This window comes from Mesorhizobium ciceri biovar biserrulae (genome assembly GCF_001618845.1).
Lineage (GTDB): Bacteria > Pseudomonadota > Alphaproteobacteria > Rhizobiales > Rhizobiaceae > Mesorhizobium > Mesorhizobium ciceri.
The window spans coordinates 5,142,626-5,159,370 of the sequence record NZ_CP015064.1; the positions used below are offsets into that span (position 1 = coordinate 5,142,626).

A 16,745-nucleotide genomic window follows, 5' to 3' on the forward strand; every position below is an offset into this window, starting at 1 on the left:
GCCACGCGCCAAAAACGCCTTCCCCGCTCCGGCGGGGAAGGCCCAGATCCGCGAACACAGATCCGCGAAGCTGGTTGGCCGCGAGTCGACGGGAGGAGCCCCATGAGCACGGTAGCGACAAGCCAGATCAAGCTGACGCCGGAGCATGCGCGGCCACGCGCCTCGGTGCGCTCGCGCCTGCAGGACGCATTGCCGAAGATCGTGCTGGCGCCGAGCTTCGCCATCACCATCGTCTTCGTCTATGGCTTCATCCTGTGGACGATTTATCTGTCCTTCACCAATTCCAAGACCTTCCCATCCTATGTCCTAACCGGCTCGCGCGCCTATCAGCGGCTGTGGGGCTGGACCTTCGACACCGACCCGCCGTCGAGCTGGTACACGTCGATCACCAATATGGGTATTTTCGGTTTCCTCTACATCGCAATCTGCCTGGCGCTCGGCCTGTTCCTGGCCATCCTGCTCGACCAGAAGATCCGCGGCGAAGGCGTGTTGAGGCCGATCTATCTCTACCCGATGGCGCTGTCCTTCATCGTCACCGGCGTCGCCTGGAAATGGTTCCTGGATCCCGGCCTAGGTCTCGAGCAGACCTTGCATCAGTGGGGCTGGACGAGCTTCCATTTCGACTGGATCAAGAACAAGGATTTCGTCATCTACACGGTGGTCATTGCCGGCGTCTGGCAGGCCTCCGGCTTCATCATGGCGATGTTCCTGGCCGGCCTGCGCGGCATCGACGGCGAGATCATGAAGGCCGCGCAGATCGACGGCGCCACCACCTTCCAGCTCTATCGCCGCATCGTCATCCCGCTGCTGCGGCCGATCTTCCTGTCGGCCTTCATCGTGCTCGCGCACCTCGCCATCAAGTCCTACGATCTCGTGGTCGCACTGACCAGCGGCGGGCCCGGCGGCTCGGCGTGGCTGCCGTCCAACTTCATGTATGAGTACACGTTCAAGCGCAACGAAATGGCCGTCGGCTCGGCCAGTGCGGTGATCATGCTGATGACCATCGTCGCCATCATCGTGCCCTATCTCTATTCGGAACTGCGGGAGAAGCCGCGATGAGCGCCGTCACCACTCCCGCCCGCCAGGCCTCCGGCGGCGTCAACGTCAAGACCCTCAACCGCATCGTCATCTACGGGCTGCTGGCGCTGTTTGCGCTGTTTTACCTGATGCCGCTGTTCGTCATGCTGGTGACTTCGTTCAAGACCATGGACGAGATCCAGAACGGCAACATGCTGGCGCTGCCCAAGGCGCCGACCTTCGACCCGTGGCTGAAGGCGTGGGGCGAGACCTGCGTCGGCCTCACCTGCGCCGGCATCAAGGGCTATTTCTGGAACTCCATCAAGATGGTGGTTCCGGCCGTTCTGATCTCGACCATGCTGGGCGCGCTGAACGGCTACGTGCTGACGAAATGGCGTTTCCGCGGCGCAACGCTGGTGTTCGGGCTGATGCTGTTTGCCTGCTTCATTCCGTTCCAGTCGGTGCTGTTGCCGATGGCGACCATCCTCGGCAGCCTCGGCCGCTTCGGCGTCACACTGCAGAACTCCGTCGGAACGAGCTTCGGTCTCGGCAACCCGACGGTCAACCTGGTCTTCGTCCACGTCGTCTACGGCATCGGCTTCACCACGCTGTTCTTCCGCAACTACTACGAGGCGTTTCCGACCGAACTGGTCAAGGCGGCACAGGTCGACGGCGCCTCCTTCTTCCGGATATTCCGCCGCATCATGCTGCCGAACTCGATGCCGATTTTCGTCGTCACCGTCATCTACCAGTTCACCAACATCTGGAACGACTTCCTGTTCGCCTCGGCTTACGCCGGCACCGGCGACGCGATGCCGATGACGGTGGCGCTCAACAACGTCGTCAACACCTCGACCGGCGTCGTCGAATACAACGTCAACATGGCCGCCGCGATGATCGCGGCACTGCCCACCCTTCTCGTCTATGTGCTCGCCGGCCGCTATTTCGTGCGCGGTCTCATGGCTGGCGCCGTCAAAGGATGATCTGATGGCTTTTCTGGAAATTGATGGTCTGAGAAAGCGCTTCGGCCAGGTCGAGATCCTGAAAGGGATCGATGTCGAACTGGAGAAAGGCGGCTTCCTGGTGCTGGTCGGCCCTTCCGGCTGCGGCAAGTCCACTTTGCTCAACACCATCGCCGGCCTGGAGACGATCACCTCGGGCGAAATCCGTGTCGACGGCCGCGCCATCAACGATCTGCACCCCTCCAAGCGCGACATCGCCATGGTGTTCCAGAGCTATGCGCTCTACCCGAACATGACGGTGGCCGGAAACATCTCCTTCGGCATGGAGATGCGCGGCGTGCCGGCGGCGGAGCGCCAGAAGGCGATCGACAAGGTGGCCAAGGTGCTGCAGATCGGCCACCTCTTGCAGCGCAAGCCGAGCCAGCTTTCGGGCGGCCAGCGCCAGCGCGTCGCCATGGGCCGGGCGCTGGTGCGCGACCCCAAACTGTTCCTTTTCGACGAGCCTTTGTCCAACCTCGACGCCAAGCTGCGCGTCGACATGCGCATCGAGATCAAGCGCCTGCATGCCACCACCGGCACCACCATCGTCTACGTCACCCACGACCAGATCGAGGCGATGACGCTGGCGACCAAGATCGCCGTGATGCGCGACGGCGAGGTGCAGCAGTTCGGCACGCCGGCCGAAATCTACAACAACCCGAGCAATCTCTTCGTCGCCGACTTCATGGGCTCGCCGGCGATGAACCTGATCCCGGCGACGATCGGTACGTCAGGCAATGAGTTGTCCGTCGTGCTGCAGCGCGAGGCGCGCGAGCCGATCAACCTGCCGATGGCCAATGCGCCGGCGGGCCTGTCGGCATTCCAGGGCAAGCCGATCATCTTCGGTGTCCGTCCCGAAGCCCTGACCGATCCGGAAGGTGCCGAGCGCAACGCCTCGCACATCGCAACCGCGGACTGTCACATCGAGGTCGTCGAGCCGGCAGGTTCGGACACCTTCGCCGTCACCAATCTCGGCGGCAAGGGCGTGGTGGCGCGGCTGCGCGCCGACGCCAACATTCAGCCGGGCACCAACACGCCGCTCGCCTTCAACCTGACAAAGGCGGTGTTCTTCGATCCGGCGACCGAGACCCGTATTCGCTGATGTATGTCGCCCAAAAGTGGATCCGGTTTTGGGGCAACGACATGCATCAAAACAAAAAACTAAAGCGCGTCGGGACGCGATTTAGGCCATGAGAAATCCGGACATCGTCATCATCGGCTCCGGCATCGGCGGCGCCACGATCGCTTCCGGCCTTGCCGGCAGCGGCGCCTCGATCTTGATGCTCGAGCGCGGCGAGCCGTTGCCGGCGACGCCGCACGCGCGCGACACGCGCTCGATCTTCGTCGACGGCCATTATAGGCCGAAGGAGATGTGGCGTGAGGCCGGCGGCGCCGCCTTCAACCCCGGCAATTATTATTATGTCGGCGGCAATTCGAAGTTCTATGGCGCGGTGCTGATCCGCTACCGCAAGGAAGATTTCGCCGCCATGGAGCACTTTGGCGGGGTCTCGCCGGCATGGCCGTTCTCCTATGAGGAATTCGAGCCCTGGTATTCGAAAGCCGAACAGCTGTTTCGCGTGCGCGGTGCACTGGGCGGGGATCCGACCGAGCCGTTCCATTCGATCCCCTACGCCTACAAGCCGGTGCCCGACGAGGCGCCGATCGCCCGCGCCCGCGCCGAGCTGAAAAACCTCGGCCTGCATCCGGCCTCGCTGCCGCTCGGCGTCGACATCGACACCTGGCTGAAAGAGGGCAAGACCGGCTGGGACGCGTTTCCCAACACAGGCCAGGGCAAGGTCGACGCGCAGACAGGACCGCTGACGGCGGCCCTGAAGGACACCAACATCCGGCTCGAGACCGGCTGTTATGTCGAGTACCTGGAGGCATCGACCGACGGCAAAACCATTGCTGCCATCCACTATCGGCAGAATGGTGAGCTGAAAAAGGTCGCGCCGAAACTGGTCATCCTCTCCGCTGGCGCGGTCAATTCCGCCGTCATCCTGCTGCGATCACCGTCTCCTGATGGCAAGGGCCTTGCCAACCGCTCCGATCAGGTCGGGCGCAATTTCATGAACCACAATTCCAGCGCCATGCTGGCGATCGATCCGCGCCGCCGCAACGATGCCGTCTACCAGAAGACGCTGATGCTCAACGACTACTATCTGTCCGACGGCAAGGGCGGTAAGCCGCTGGGGAACGTCCAACTGCTCGGCAAGATCGACGGCAACATGCTGCGGGCCAATGTCAAGTACACGCCGGGATTCGCGCTCGACTTCATGGCCGGCCACGCCGTCGACTGGTACCTTATGTGCGAAGACCTGCCCGACCCGGAAAGCCGCATCATGGTCGACGGCAAGGACATCGTCATGCAGTGGCGGCGCTCCAACATGCAGTCGCTCGACGGGCTGAACAAGGTAATGCGCGAAAACTTCCGCGCCTGCGGCTATCCCATCGTGCTGTCGCGCCCCTTCGACAAGCGCACGCCGTCGCATCAATGCGGCACGATCAAGATGGGCGACGATCCGGCGACGGCGGCGCTCGACCCCTACTGCCGCTCCTTCGACCACCGGAACCTGTTCGTCGTCGACGCCGGTTTCCTGCCGAACTCGGCGGCGGTCAACCCAGCGCTGTCGATTGCAGCCCAAGCGCTGCGCGTTGGTGACCACATCCGCAAGACGGACCTCGCCGCATGACCCGCCCCGCCGCCATCGTCACCGGCGGCGCGCGCGGCATCGGCCTCGCCTGCGCCCAGGCACTGGCGGATGCCGGCTTCGATATTCTGGTCGCCGACCTTGCCGAAACAGCCGCTGACGGACTTGCCCCCGACATCGCCAAGCGTGGCGCAAAATTCGCCTATGTCAGGTGCGACATCGCGGACCTCGACACCCATACAGCACTTGTCGATGCCGCGATGCGCGCCTTCGGCCGCATCGACTGCCTGGTCAACAATGCCGGCGTCGGCGCCGTGATGCGCGGCGACCTCTTGGACCTCAAGCCGGAGAATTTCGATCGCACGCTGGGCATCAACCTGCGCGGCACCGTCTTCCTCAGCCAGGCTGTCGCCAAGGCGATGCTGGCTGCGCCAGGCGATCAGAGATCCATCATCACCATCACCTCGGTCAGTGCTGAAATGGCGTCGCCGGAACGGCCGGACTACTGCATCTCGAAGGCCGGGCTTTCGATGTGGGTGAAGAACCTGGCGTTGCGGCTTGCGCCTGAAAACATCGGCGTCTTCGAAGTCCGGCCCGGCATCATCCGCACCGACATGACCTCAGGCGTGACCGCCAAATATGACGCCCTTATCGACGGCGGCCTGGTTCCGGCCAAACGCTGGGGCGAAGCATCGGACATCGGCGCGGTGGTGGCGACGCTCGCCGGCGGCAAGCTCGGCTTTTCGACCGGCTCGATCATCAATGTCGACGGCGCGCTCTCGGTGCCACGGCTATGAATGGATCAGGAAATGACTGACTATATCATCGTGGGCGCCGGTCCTGCCGGCTGCGTTATGGCCAACCGGCTGAGCGAAGATCCCAGCAATTCGGTCCTGCTGCTGGAAGCCGGCGGCAAGGACTGGCACCCCTACATCCACATGCCGGCGGGCTTCGCCAAGATGACCAAAGGCATTGCTTCCTGGGGTTGGTCGACCGTGCCGCAAAAGCACATGAAGGACCGCGTCTTCTGGTACACGCAGGCCAAGGTGGTCGGCGGCGGCTCGTCCATCAACGCGCAGATCTACACGCGCGGCAATGCCCGCGACTACGACGCCTGGGAGAAGGAAGAAGGCCTCGCCGGCTGGGGCTATCGCGACGTGCTGCCCTATTTCAAGCGCGCCGAAAACAACCAGCGCTACGCCAACGACTTTCATGGCGACCAGGGCCCGCTCGGCGTGTCCAACCCGATTGCGCCGCTGCCTATCTGCGAGGCCTATTTCCGTGCCGGCCAGGAGATGGGCATCCCCTTCAACCCGGACTTCAACGGCGCTGCCCAGGAAGGCGTCGGCTACTACCAGCTGACCCAGAAGGATGCCCGACGCTCCTCCGCCTCGGTCGCTTATTTGAAGCCGATCCGCAGCCGCAAGAACCTGACCCTCCGAACCGATGTGCTGGTGACGCGCATCGTCGTCGAGAACGGTCGCGCTATCGGCGTCGAGGTGGTCGACAGGCCGGGCGGCGAGAAGAAAATCCTGCGCGCCGAACGCGAGGTGATCGTCTCGTCCGGCGCCATCGGCTCGCCGAAACTCCTGATGCAGTCGGGGATCGGCCCCGCAGACCATCTGAAGTCGGTCGGCGTGACGCCGGTGCATGACCTGCCCGGCGTCGGCTCCAACATGCAGGACCATCTCGATTTGTTCGTCATCGCCGAATGCACCGGCGATCACACCTATGACAACTACGCCAAGCTGCACCGCACGGCCTGGGCCGGTCTGCAATATCTGCTGCTGAAGAAAGGCCCGGTGGCCTCCAGCCTGTTCGAGACCGGCGGCTTCTGGTACGCCGACCCGACGGCCGCCTCGCCCGACATTCAGTTCCATCTCGGCTTGGGATCCGGCATCGAGGCCGGCGTCGAGAAGCTGAACAATCCGGGTGTCACCCTGAACTCGGCCTTCCTGCGGCCGCGCTCACGCGGCACGGTGCGGCTGAAGAGTGCCGACCCGTCCGACCACCCGCTGATCGATCCGAACTACTGGTCCGATCCCTATGACCGCGCCATGTCGATCAAGGGGCTGCGACTGGCGCGCCAGATCATGCGACAGAAGGCGCTTGCCCCTTACGTGCTGCGCGAAGTGCTGCCCGGGCCGTCGCTCGCCAGCGACGACGAGCTGTTCGACTATGCCTGCCGTACCTCCAAAACCGACCATCACCCGGTTGGCACCTGCCGCATGGGCCATGACGACATGGCCGTGGTGACACCGGATCTGCGGTTGCGCGGCATCGAGGGCCTGCGCGTTTGCGACGCCTCGGTGATGCCGCGCGTGCCTTCATCCAACACCAATGCGCCGACAATAATGGTCGGTGAAAAAGGAGCCGATCTGGTCCTCGGCCGCGAGCCGCTGCCGCCGGCGGTGTTTTCCGGAAACCGGGCTGCTTAGCCGCTGAGGAGCAAGACATGATCAGGCACTGTGTTTTCGCTAGGTTTCGCAATGATGTCGCCGCTACCGAGCGCACGGCGGTCCATGCCGATCTCGAGGCGCTGCGACAGCTGATCGACGGCATGGACGCCGTAAAATTCAGCGCCAATGTCAGCCCGGAGCCGTTCGCACGCGGCTTCACCCATGGCTTCACCATCGACTTCCGCGATGCTGCCGCGCGCGATGCCTATCTTGTGCATGAAGCGCACCAGCGCGCCGGCGCACGCCTGGTCGCTGCCCTGGAAGGCGGCACGGACGGGCTGATGGTGTTTGATCTCGAAATCTAGACTCACCGTCAAGCCACGATCGAGTTCATCGACAGATGGCACCGGTCGCTCCTCATTGCACCTCAGCGGGCGTTCGATCAAATGAGCCGCGCGAAAAAGTGACCACCGGTCTTCCCTGAACTGGCTGATAATTCCTCACATCGATGATGGTGGAGGAGGAAGATTTGCCCCTTAATTCGCAGCAGAAGAAGACCGTCCTCGCCTCGTTCTTGGGCTGGACGCTCGATGCTTTCGATTTCTTCCTTCTGACATTCCTGCTCACCGATATCGCGACCGAATTCCACGCCGACGTGCCCGCGGCCTCCAAGGCGCTGTTCCTGACCTTGGCCACACGCTTCATCGGCGCGTTCTTCTTCGGCATGCTTGCCGACAAATACGGGCGCAAGCCGATCCTCATGCTCAACATCGTGAGCTATTCGGTGATCGGCGCGCTGGCCGCCTTCTCGCCCAATCTCGGCATCTTCCTCGCCCTGCGTGCGCTGTTCGGCATCGCCATGGGCGGCGAATGGGGGCTTGGCAGTTCGCTGGCCATGGAATCCATTCCGCCGAGCGCACGCGGCATGATCTCCGGCATCCTGCAATGCGGCTATCCGGCCGGCTATCTGCTGGCGGCGGTGGTCTATGGCCTGCTCTATGAGCAGACGATCGGCGGCTACACGATCGGCTGGCGCGCCATGTTCCTGCTCAGCTTCGTGCCGGCGCTGATTGTGCTCTTCATCCGCTCGCATGTACCGGAATCGCCGGCCTTCGTCGAAGCGCAGAAGACGGCTCGACCGGGCATGTGGGAAACCCTGCAGAAACACTGGGGTGTCGCGCTCTATGCCGTCGTGCTGATGATGTTCTTCAATTTCTTCAGTCATGGCACGCAGGACCTCTACCCGACCTTCCTGAAGAAGCAGCACGGCTTCGATCCGCATACGGTGAGCTGGATCACCATCGTCGCCAATATCGGCGCCATCGTCGGCGGCCTGGCGTTCGGCGCGCTGTCCGAAAAGATCGGCCGCGTCAACGCCATCACGCTGGCCTGCCTGATCGCCTTGCCGTCGATCCCGCTATGGGCCTACTCGACCACGCCGTTCATGCTCGCCATCGGCGCCTTCGTCATGCAGGTCGCGGTCCAGGGCGCCTGGGGCGTCATCCCCGTGCACCTCAACGAGCTTTCGCCCGGGGCGGTGCGGGCGACCTTGCCCGGCTTTATCTATCAGGCGGGCAATCTCGCCGCGTCCTATGGCGGCCCCTATCAGGCAGGAATCGCGGAAAGCGCCGGAGGCAGCTATGGCTATGCCCTGGCGCTGTTCGCAGGCGTGGTCGCCATCTGCATCATCGTCGTCATACGTTTCAGTCCGGAACGACGTGGCCAGTTGATGACCGTACTCAATTAGGGTCGAAATCAGCCGAGCCTGAGCGCAACGACACCGGCGACGATGCTGAGCGCGGCGGCACCGCGCCAGCCGGTCATTTTTTCGCCGAGAGCGAAGACCGAGATCATCATGGCAAACAGGATCGAGGTTTCGCGCAGCGAGGCCACGGAGGCGATCGGCGCCTTGGTCATCGCCCACATGACGATCCAGTAGGCGGCGCCGCTGAGCACGCCCGTGAACAGCCCTGCCTTCCAGTCGCGCGCCAACACCGGCAGCGCCTTCGGCCCGCGGAAGATGAGGCACAGCACCAAGGCGCCAAAAGCATCGCAGATGAACAGCCAGGCTGCATAGCTCTGCGCGGTTGCCGCCAGCCGTGCGCCGCTGCCGTCGGACAGCGTGTAACTGGCAATGAAGATGGAAGTGCCCAGTGCAAAACCGACCGCGCGCAGATTGAGTTTTTCCAGATGTGCGCCGCCACGAAACGACATCACCAGCGTGCCGGCCGACAACAGGAAGATGCCGAGCATGGCGAACGGGCCGGGAATCTCGGCAACGACGAACATGCCGCCAAAGGCCGAGAGCAGAGGTGCGGTGCCCCGCGCCAGCGGATAGGTCTGGGCGAAATCGCCGGCCTTGTAGGCGCCGATCAGGAAGGTGCGGTAGCCCATGTGGAAAATGACGGAGGCGATGATGTAGGGCCACACCTCCGCCTTCGGCACTTCGACGAAGGGCAGCACCACGAGTGCCGCCGCGCCCATGCCGAGCGTCATCAGCGTGATCGACAGGAAGCGGTCGAGATGAACCTTGACCAGCGCATTCCAGATCGCGTGCATGGCAGCGGCGGCAAGCACTGCGAAAAAGACGAAAAGCGTCATGTGGCAATGCCGGGCGTTTCCAGGTCGATGTCGACCCGCAACGGAAAATGATCCGACGCAACCTCGCCGATATCGGCACCGATCGAACGCACCCGCCCGGCGAACATGCCGCCGACGAAGCAATGGTCGAGCCGGCGCTTTGCCAATCTGCCGTCGATGGTCTTCACATGGGTATGGAAGTCCGGAACCGGCTCCCCGGCAACGGCGGCGGCATCGACGAAACCGCTGAGATAGGCGGCACCCCGATGGTAGGGCGTGCTGCCGACGATGTGGCGATATTCGGCGCTGCCCGGCTCCATGTTGAAATCGCCCATCCAGATCGCCGCCAGCGGGTTTTCCGGCTCCGCTTCGCCGCTGGTCCAGTTGCGCGTGGGCTCGTCGTCGACGCCGCTCCACGGCCCGCCGTCGGACGGTGCCCGGCGATGCTCGGCCAGGAGATAGTCGATCTGCTCCAGCCGCTCCTCGACCGCGATATGGGCGAGATGCAGCGACAACACCCGCACCGGCCCTGCCGGCGTGCGGATCATGCATTCAAGTGCTGCATTGCGGGTGTTGAGCGGCCGCTGCGTGCGGCGCATCGGCAGCGCATGCAGCCGCGACCAGACGATCGGCAGTTTCGACAGCACCATGGTGCCGAACTGGCGGCGCCGGTTGACCAGACGGCCGTCATGCCGCTCGCTGGCGTCCATGTCGAAGGCCGGGCCATAGACCCAGTGATAGTCGGGCAGCAGGCTGGAAAGCAGTTCCGGCTGATCGTCGAAATTGCTGCGCTGCCAGTGACGCTCGACTTCCTGCAGTGCAATGACGTCGGCGCCGGCAACGATGCGCGCGGCGCGCGAAAGATCGTAGCGCCCGTCGCTGCCGAACCCGTACTGGATGTTGTAGCTGACCAGCTTCATTGCTTATCCGGCTCAATTTCGTGTTGGCAGTAGCGGTTCGATGCCACGGTTGCAATGTGCAGGAGAATGGACGTGGCTTGGACCAGCCTTGCCCCTGACCGGGATCATGCACCGATCCCGAAGCACTTCGGTATTTTCCGTGCGCCGGAAAACGGCGTGCGATGCCTCAAGTATTCAGCGGCTGGAACCGGCCGGGTGGCGACGCGGCCAGTTCGGTCCAATCGATCTCTTCCTCAAGGCGATGATAGGCTTCGTCGCCAATCGTCCCGTTGCGGCGCAATTCCTCCAGCGCGTCGCGCTGGCTCTTGATCGCATAAAGACGCAAGCGGTCATATTCGGTCGCCGCCTGGGCATCGTCGGGGTTTTTGGCGATCTTGCGTTGAGCGGCATATTGCTCGCGCACCGCGGCCGCAGCGTCCGATGTCTTGCCGCTCAATATGTCGAGCGCCGCCTGCATGACCACAACGCGCGCCTGCGCAACCTCGCGATCGACCGTTTCGTCAGGATTGAGATTCAAAAGGCGCAGCAGCGGCTTCAGGCTCATGCCTTGCAGCACCAGCGTGCCGAGGACGACCGTGAAGGCAGCGAGCACGATCGGGTCGCGGGCCGGGAATTCAGCCGGCAGGGCGAATGCCGCCGCAAGCGTCACCAAACCGCGCATCCCGCACCAGCCGATCAGCACGCCGCCACGAAACGACGGAGCGTCACGCTGACGATCAGCCACGCCGAAACGGTCAAACCACCTGATGATCGCGCCGCACCCCAGAACCCAGACGAAGCGTGAGACGATGACGATGGCGAGCACTGTCCCGGCCAGGACGAACGCATCGGTCTGCCCCTGCCCGGCAAGCCGGCCGACGATCGTACGCGCCTGCAGGCCCATCAGCACGAAAGCCAGAACATTGAGCACGAAGACCGCCGTTTCCCAGACGGAATAAGAGCTGATGCGGTTTCTGGCCGGCATGCGGCGCGGCGCGGTGCGGGCGATCGTCATGGCATAGACGACTATGGTGATGATGGCCGACAGTCCGATCCTGTCGGCCAGGATCCAGACCCCGAACGTGCCGGCAAATTGCACCACAGTGCCGCTCGCCGGGTCCTCGATCCGGCCCAGCGTCATCAGAGACAACCGGCCAAGCAGATAGCCGGCCGCAAGACTGCCGAGCGTGGACAGCAGGATCATCGGAACGGCGCTGCTCAGCAGAATGGAGCCTGCTGCCGCAGAAATCGCCATTCGGTAAATCAGCAGCGCGGTGGCGTCGTTAAGCAGGCTCTCGCCTTGCAGAATGGCAGTGATGCGATGCGGCACCTTGAACTGGCCAAGCACGGCCGATGCCGCAACCGCATCGGGCGGCGCCACGATGGCGCCAAGCGCTATGGCCGCGGCAATCGGCAGACCTGCCATCGCCCAGCCGGCCAGCGCCACCGTCGCTGTCGTGAAAAGGACGGCACCAAGCGCCAGCAGCACAAGCGGCACCTTGTAGCGGTTGAGATCGCGCAGCGACGTGTCATAGGCGGCGTCGAGCAGCACCGGCGCGATGAACAGGGCAAGCGCCAGTTCCGGGTCGATCTCGATGGTCGGCACGCCAGGCACGAAGGCGATGGCCACCCCTGCCAGCGCCAGCAAAGAGGGATAAGGAACCTGCACGCGCCGCGACAGCGCCGTCAGCGCAACGGCGATCAACAGCAGAACGAGTGTCAGTTCGAAAAGAACCATGGCCTCTTATAGCCGGGAAGCGAGATTCTGGCAGCGGCAAAGCGGCTGGAAATTGTTGATTGCCCGGCAAGCTCGAGCCGGCAGAAAATACCTCGAATTGCTTCCTGACAAATCGCCGTCCACACCGACATTGAAATCATCTGATATGGGGCTCGCTTAAACGCGGACTTCCCTGCACTGCAGCCCATGCCACGCGGGCGGAAGCATCCTTCCCCCTTCGCTAACCGGGATACAGCCATTCATTCCAAACAAGCGCAGCAGCCTAGTGCAGCACGAGCATATCGCTCGAAGAAAACGAGATCTCGGCCTTCTCACCAACTGCGGGGGGCGGCGTTGCCGGGCTGTTGAACGTGTCGAGCGAGACCGTGTTGCCGCCGATGCCGACACGAACCCGGATGACCGAGCCGAGGAAATGCACTTCGGAGATTTCTCCGGAAAGGCTGGAGTCGCGGCCGGGCTGGCGCCCAAGCGAGATGGCTTCCGGACGCAGCGCCAGGGACAGCGTGTCGCCCGACTTGGAACCGTTGAGCTTGCCCTTGAGCGAGACCTGTTCGGAATTGACCCGCACCGTGCCCGCGGCGGCATCGGTGACGGTGCCTTCCAGCACATTCAGCGTGCCGACGAAATTGGCGACGAACTTGGTTGCCGGCCGGTTGTAGATCTCGAATGGCGTGCCGACCTGCTCGGCCTTGCCGCCATACATGACGGCGATGCGGTCCGAGATCGACAGCGCCTCTTCCTGGTCGTGCGTGACGAAGATGGTGGTGATGCCGAGCTTCTTCTGGATCGACCGGATTTCCTCGCGCAGCGACACGCGCACCTTGGCGTCGAGCGCCGACAGCGGCTCGTCGAGCAGCAGCAGCTTTGGCTTCGGCGCGATGGCGCGGGCTAGCGCGATGCGCTGCTGCTGGCCGCCCGAGAGCTGGTAGGGATAGCGATCCGCCATCTGCGGCAGCTTGATGATGCCGAGCATCTCGGCGACGCGGGCATCGATGTCCGCCCTCGGCATGCCGGCGACCTTCAAGCCGAAGCCGATATTCTGCGCCACGGTCAGGTTCGGGAACAGCGCATAGGCCTGGAACACCATGCCGACATTGCGCTGGTTGGGCTTCAGTCTCGTAATGTCCTTGCCGCTGACGACGATCGTGCCCGCGCTCGGCTCCTCGAAACCGGCAACCATGCGCAACACCGTCGTCTTGCCGCAGCCGGATGGCCCGAGGAAGGAGACGAATTCGCCGCGCTCTACGTCGAGATTGAAATCCTCCACCACCGTGGTGGCGCCGAAAGATTTTCGAACGTGCTGGATGGAGAGGAATGGGTCGGCCATGGCGTGGTTCTCTCGATCAATTTGGGCGGTTCGCCGATTTCGGCGCGAAGCGGGACAGGATCTGGATCAGCGACATGCAGCCCCAGGTGATGGCGAAGGCGATCACTGCAAGGGCTGCGGGCTCGTATGCACGGTTGGCGCCGATGTTCTGCAGATACGGGCCGAAAGCCGGACGGCTGAGCAGGCTGGCCATTGTAAACTCGCCAATGACGATGGCGAAAGTCAGGAATGCGCCGGACAGCACCGCGATCAGCACATTGGGCAGGATGACGCGGGTGATGATGGTGCCCCAGCCCGCACCCAGAATTTGCGCGGCTTCGGTCAGCGTACGCACATCGATGGTGCGCAGACCGGTGTCAACGGCCCGATACATGTAAGGCAGAGACAGCGTCGTATAGCCAATGACAAGCAACGCGTTCGCACCCCAATTGCTTGCCAAGAATGGCAGCGGCGAGTTCGAGCCGTACATCCTGATATAGCCGAAGACGATGACGATTGCCGGAATGACCAGCGGCAAAAGGGTGATGAATTCGACGATTGGCCTGAGCTGAGGCAGACGCAGCCGGATCCAGTATGCCGCCGGCACCACGATCAGCACCCCCAGGATAATGGTGCAGAGGGCAGCGATGACTGAAAAAAGGAAAGTTGACTGGAAGCGCGCGTCTCCCAGCACGACTTGATAGGCGTCGAAGGAGTGGACGCCGCGCCGCATGCGCAGCGAGAACTCGACCGTCGCCATCAACGGAATAAAGAAATAGGCGGCCCCGACAACAAAGACGACCCAGGCCCAGAACTTACCCGACTTCATTTGAGCCACCTTTCGGACCGAGTCCGAAACCAGATGTAGAAGACATTCGCAAGCCCGGTGATGACGATCATGCCAAAGGCTATGGCATAAGCGAGTTGCGGGTTGTGCAGCACGTCGCCGTTCATCTGCGAGTAGAGCTTGATCGGAACGATATTAAGCGTCGGACCGGCAAACGCATAAGCGGTGGCGATGGCGCCGAAGGCGTTCGCAAACAACAGGATGACCGTACCGAGAAAACTCGGCCATATCACAGGGATGACAACCATGCGCCAGTACTGCGCCTGCGTGGCACCGAGCGTGGCCGCAGCCTCGCCCCACTCCTTCTTCAAGCCGTCGATGGCTGGCACGATGATGACCACCATCAGGGGAATCTGAAAGAACAGATAGACCGCGATCAGGCCCGTTGTGGTGAGAAAATTGAAGCCCATCGCGTAAATGTTGATGTTGAGCACGTCACGCAGAAGCGTCGTGACGATACCGACACGGCCGAGCGTAGCCAGGAACGCGAAGGCGAGCGGCAAGCCGGCAAAATTCGAGGCGACGCCCGAAAACGTCAGGGTCGCGGAGCGCGTCCAGCTTGGCAGTCCGCCGCGCACGATCGCGATCGCGATGGCGAGCCCGGCAAACGCCCCGATGATGGCCGACCAGAAACTGATCTTGATCGAAGACCAGTAGGAATTGCTGATCGACGGATCGCTGACCAGCTGCAGAATATTGTCGAGCGTGAACCCGCCTTCACCGTTCCGGAAGGCTCCCACGACGAGATAGAGCGTGGGCAGGATCAAGAACATTAGGGCAAAGATGAAGAACGGCGCCACGCCGATCCATTGCGTTGGCAAGCGGAAGGCGGTCGCCTCCTTCGGCGGCACCGGCTTGGTGGCGAATGCCTGATTTGAAAGCGAGAGATCGGTCATGCGCCGGCTACCGTCTTCGAGGAAGGACCGGGCGGCCTCGCGGCCGCCCGGTGGATTTCAAGTCTTACTTGACGTTGGCGCCGACAGTGGCGTCCCAGTTCTTGCTGATAGCTTCCTTGGCCTTAGCCTGCTCGTCGAGCGACGGGAACGCGGCCGAGGCATAGGATTCCGCCGGCGGCAGCTTGGCCAGCACGTCCGCCGGGATCTTGCCGTTCTTGGCGAGATCGTTGAAGCGGATCGGGTGGCAATAGCCCTTCAGCCAGCCGATCTGGCCTTCGTCGGAGTAGAGGTATTCCATCCACAGCTTGGCTGCATTCGGATGCGGCGCGTAGGCGCTGATCGCCTGCACGTAGACGCCGGCGACGACGCCGGTCTTCGGCACGATGACGTCGACGGGCGGGTTGCCCTTCAGCGTGTCGCGGCCGGCGAGCGCGTTGTAGTCCCAGTTGATCAGGATCGGGGTCTGACCCTGGGCAAGCGTTGCCGGCTTGCCCACGACCGGAACGAAATTGCCGGCGGCGTTGAGCTTCTTGAAGAAGTCTAGGCCAGCAGTGCCGGCAGCTTCACCGGCTGCAGCGCCACCGGAAAGGCCGGCGGCGTAGACAGCCTGGATGGCCTGGTTTGAAACGCGCGGATCGCCGGCAAGAGCGACCGCGTTGGCGAATTCCGGCTTCAAGAGGTCGGCCCAGTCGGTGGGCGATTCCTTGATCAGGTCCTTGTTCACCATGAACGACAGAACGCCGTAATAGTCGCCGTACCAGAAGCCGTCGGCATCCTTGGCGCTGTCGGGGATCGAGTCCCAGGTCGACACCTTGTAAGGCTGGATCAGGCCATCGGCCTTGGCGGTCGGGCCGAAGGACAGGCCGACGTCGATGACGTCGGGCGCCTGCGGGCCCTTGTTGTCCTTGTTGGCCTTGATCGCCTCGACCTCGTCGCCGGAGCCGGCGTCGGGGTTGAGTTCGTTGACGGTGATTTCCGGATATTTCGCCTTGAAACCTGCGATGACATCGCCATAGCCGCACCAGTCATGCGGCAGCGCGATGGTGGTGAGCTGGCCTTCCGCCTTGGCAGCCTTGACGAGATCGTCCAGCGAATCCGCGGACGAAATCACCGTCGACGCGAAAAGCGCCGCGGCCGAAAGGGAAAGCACTTTCCCCGTGAACTTGAACATGTGTTCTCTCCGTTGAACTGACGCCGTTGGACGCCTGCGATGCGGTATCGTTTTCATGTGACAGCCAGATGAAAGCTTTGTGAAAGCGGCTGCTCGCAGTGCGAAAAAGTAAACTCTTTTTAACCTGATGTAGCAATCGCTCCGCGATTCTTTTTCCGGCTAACTAGTTTGTGCCTTGCCCGTCATCCTCCCCCTTGTTTTCATAGCCCCTTTTCAGATCACTTTGCGGCGCGGAAAACG

At 62.8% G+C, this 16,745-nt stretch carries 15 protein-coding genes; 8 read left to right on the forward strand and 7 right to left on the reverse strand.

All coding sequences use genetic code 11. The features are described from left to right. Positions 1-102 precede the first annotated feature (102 nt). The 8 genes from A4R29_RS24175 to A4R29_RS24210 all read left to right on the forward strand — a co-directional run bounded on the left by A4R29_RS24175 (position 103) and on the right by A4R29_RS24210 (position 8,815). A complete protein-coding gene (locus A4R29_RS24175) occupies positions 103-1,059 on the forward strand; it encodes a carbohydrate ABC transporter permease (protein ID WP_024502750.1) in 957 nt (318 codons plus the stop codon). Beyond that, positions 1,056-2,000 (forward strand): carbohydrate ABC transporter permease, encoded by a 945-nt coding sequence (locus A4R29_RS24180; protein WP_063173055.1) that lies wholly within the window; start codon positions 1,056-1,058, stop codon positions 1,998-2,000. The genes A4R29_RS24175 and A4R29_RS24180 overlap by 4 nt, the downstream gene beginning before the upstream one ends. Positions 2,001-2,004: 4 nt before the next feature. After that, positions 2,005-3,120, forward strand: a complete 1,116-nt coding sequence (locus A4R29_RS24185; protein WP_063173056.1) for an ABC transporter ATP-binding protein — start codon at positions 2,005-2,007, stop codon at positions 3,118-3,120. Positions 3,121-3,208: 88 nt separating this feature from the next. Continuing rightward, the gene (locus tag A4R29_RS24190) at positions 3,209-4,711 is read left to right on the forward strand and encodes a GMC oxidoreductase (protein ID WP_063173057.1); all 1,503 of its coding nucleotides are present in this window, start codon (positions 3,209-3,211) and stop codon (positions 4,709-4,711) included. Continuing rightward, positions 4,708-5,466: a 3-ketoacyl-ACP reductase gene (locus A4R29_RS24195; RefSeq protein WP_063173058.1), complete on the forward strand. Its 759-nt coding sequence runs from the start codon at positions 4,708-4,710 to the stop codon at positions 5,464-5,466. Before A4R29_RS24190 ends, A4R29_RS24195 begins: the two co-directional genes overlap by 4 nt. 12 nt (positions 5,467-5,478) lie before the next feature. Next, positions 5,479-7,107, forward strand: a complete 1,629-nt coding sequence (locus A4R29_RS24200) for a GMC family oxidoreductase (RefSeq protein WP_063173795.1) — start codon at positions 5,479-5,481, stop codon at positions 7,105-7,107. Between the two features lie 17 nt (positions 7,108-7,124). Beyond that, complete coding sequence (locus A4R29_RS24205) at positions 7,125-7,433, forward strand: Dabb family protein (RefSeq protein ID WP_013529693.1); 309 nt, start codon at positions 7,125-7,127, stop codon at positions 7,431-7,433. A gap of 146 nt (positions 7,434-7,579) precedes the next feature. After that, positions 7,580-8,815, forward strand: coding sequence for an MFS transporter (locus A4R29_RS24210; protein WP_082827588.1), 1,236 nt, complete (start codon positions 7,580-7,582; stop codon positions 8,813-8,815). An 8-nt stretch (positions 8,816-8,823) separates the two neighbouring features. On the opposite strand, the gene A4R29_RS24215 is transcribed toward A4R29_RS24210, so the two are convergent. From A4R29_RS24215 to A4R29_RS24245, 7 genes are all read right to left on the reverse strand, one after another. Continuing rightward, entirely contained in the window at positions 8,824-9,669 is an 846-nt protein-coding gene (locus tag A4R29_RS24215) for an EamA family transporter (RefSeq protein WP_013529691.1), read from the reverse strand. Then, positions 9,666-10,568 (reverse strand): endonuclease/exonuclease/phosphatase family protein, encoded by a 903-nt coding sequence (locus A4R29_RS24220; RefSeq protein WP_063173059.1) that lies wholly within the window; start codon positions 10,566-10,568, stop codon positions 9,666-9,668. Before A4R29_RS24220 ends, A4R29_RS24215 begins: the two co-directional genes overlap by 4 nt. A gap of 166 nt (positions 10,569-10,734) precedes the next feature. Further along, positions 10,735-12,285, reverse strand: coding sequence for a cation:proton antiporter (locus tag A4R29_RS24225; RefSeq protein WP_027161381.1), 1,551 nt, complete (start codon positions 12,283-12,285; stop codon positions 10,735-10,737). A gap of 262 nt (positions 12,286-12,547) precedes the next feature. Continuing rightward, on the reverse strand, positions 12,548-13,612 hold the full coding sequence (locus A4R29_RS24230; RefSeq protein ID WP_013529688.1) for an ABC transporter ATP-binding protein: 1,065 nt from the start codon (positions 13,610-13,612) through the stop codon (positions 12,548-12,550). Between the two features lie 16 nt (positions 13,613-13,628). Next, complete coding sequence (locus A4R29_RS24235; protein WP_013529687.1) at positions 13,629-14,420, reverse strand: ABC transporter permease; 792 nt, start codon at positions 14,418-14,420, stop codon at positions 13,629-13,631. Further along, positions 14,417-15,211, reverse strand: a complete 795-nt coding sequence (locus A4R29_RS24240; RefSeq protein WP_224621361.1) for an ABC transporter permease — start codon at positions 15,209-15,211, stop codon at positions 14,417-14,419. Before A4R29_RS24240 ends, A4R29_RS24235 begins: the two co-directional genes overlap by 4 nt. 187 nt (positions 15,212-15,398) lie before the next feature. After that, positions 15,399-16,505, reverse strand: a complete 1,107-nt coding sequence (locus A4R29_RS24245) for an ABC transporter substrate-binding protein (RefSeq protein ID WP_013529685.1) — start codon at positions 16,503-16,505, stop codon at positions 15,399-15,401. Between the last annotated feature and the right edge of the window lie 240 nt (positions 16,506-16,745).

What these genes read in the sequence shown, in the direction of transcription:
- A4R29_RS24245 (WP_013529685.1), bottom strand. Translation starts at nt 16,505, where the DNA reads ATGTTCAAGTTCACGGGGAAAGTGCTTTCCCTTTCGGCCGCGGCGCTT.
- A4R29_RS24200 (WP_063173795.1), top strand. Translation starts at nt 5,479, where the DNA reads ATGACTGACTATATCATCGTGGGCGCCGGTCCTGCCGGCTGCGTTATG.
- A4R29_RS24185 (WP_063173056.1), top strand. Translation starts at nt 2,005, where the DNA reads ATGGCTTTTCTGGAAATTGATGGTCTGAGAAAGCGCTTCGGCCAGGTC.
- A4R29_RS24225 (WP_027161381.1), bottom strand. Translation starts at nt 12,285, where the DNA reads ATGGTTCTTTTCGAACTGACACTCGTTCTGCTGTTGATCGCCGTTGCG.
- A4R29_RS24230 (WP_013529688.1), bottom strand. Translation starts at nt 13,612, where the DNA reads ATGGCCGACCCATTCCTCTCCATCCAGCACGTTCGAAAATCTTTCGGC.
- A4R29_RS24205 (WP_013529693.1), top strand. Translation starts at nt 7,125, where the DNA reads ATGATCAGGCACTGTGTTTTCGCTAGGTTTCGCAATGATGTCGCCGCT.
- A4R29_RS24180 (WP_063173055.1), top strand. Translation starts at nt 1,056, where the DNA reads ATGAGCGCCGTCACCACTCCCGCCCGCCAGGCCTCCGGCGGCGTCAAC.
- A4R29_RS24190 (WP_063173057.1), top strand. Translation starts at nt 3,209, where the DNA reads ATGAGAAATCCGGACATCGTCATCATCGGCTCCGGCATCGGCGGCGCC.
- A4R29_RS24215 (WP_013529691.1), bottom strand. Translation starts at nt 9,669, where the DNA reads ATGACGCTTTTCGTCTTTTTCGCAGTGCTTGCCGCCGCTGCCATGCAC.
- A4R29_RS24220 (WP_063173059.1), bottom strand. Translation starts at nt 10,568, where the DNA reads ATGAAGCTGGTCAGCTACAACATCCAGTACGGGTTCGGCAGCGACGGG.
- A4R29_RS24195 (WP_063173058.1), top strand. Translation starts at nt 4,708, where the DNA reads ATGACCCGCCCCGCCGCCATCGTCACCGGCGGCGCGCGCGGCATCGGC.
- A4R29_RS24210 (WP_082827588.1), top strand. Translation starts at nt 7,580, where the DNA reads ATGGTGGAGGAGGAAGATTTGCCCCTTAATTCGCAGCAGAAGAAGACC.
- A4R29_RS24240 (WP_224621361.1), bottom strand. Translation starts at nt 15,211, where the DNA reads ATGTTCTTGATCCTGCCCACGCTCTATCTCGTCGTGGGAGCCTTCCGG.
- A4R29_RS24235 (WP_013529687.1), bottom strand. Translation starts at nt 14,420, where the DNA reads ATGAAGTCGGGTAAGTTCTGGGCCTGGGTCGTCTTTGTTGTCGGGGCC.
- A4R29_RS24175 (WP_024502750.1), top strand. Translation starts at nt 103, where the DNA reads ATGAGCACGGTAGCGACAAGCCAGATCAAGCTGACGCCGGAGCATGCG.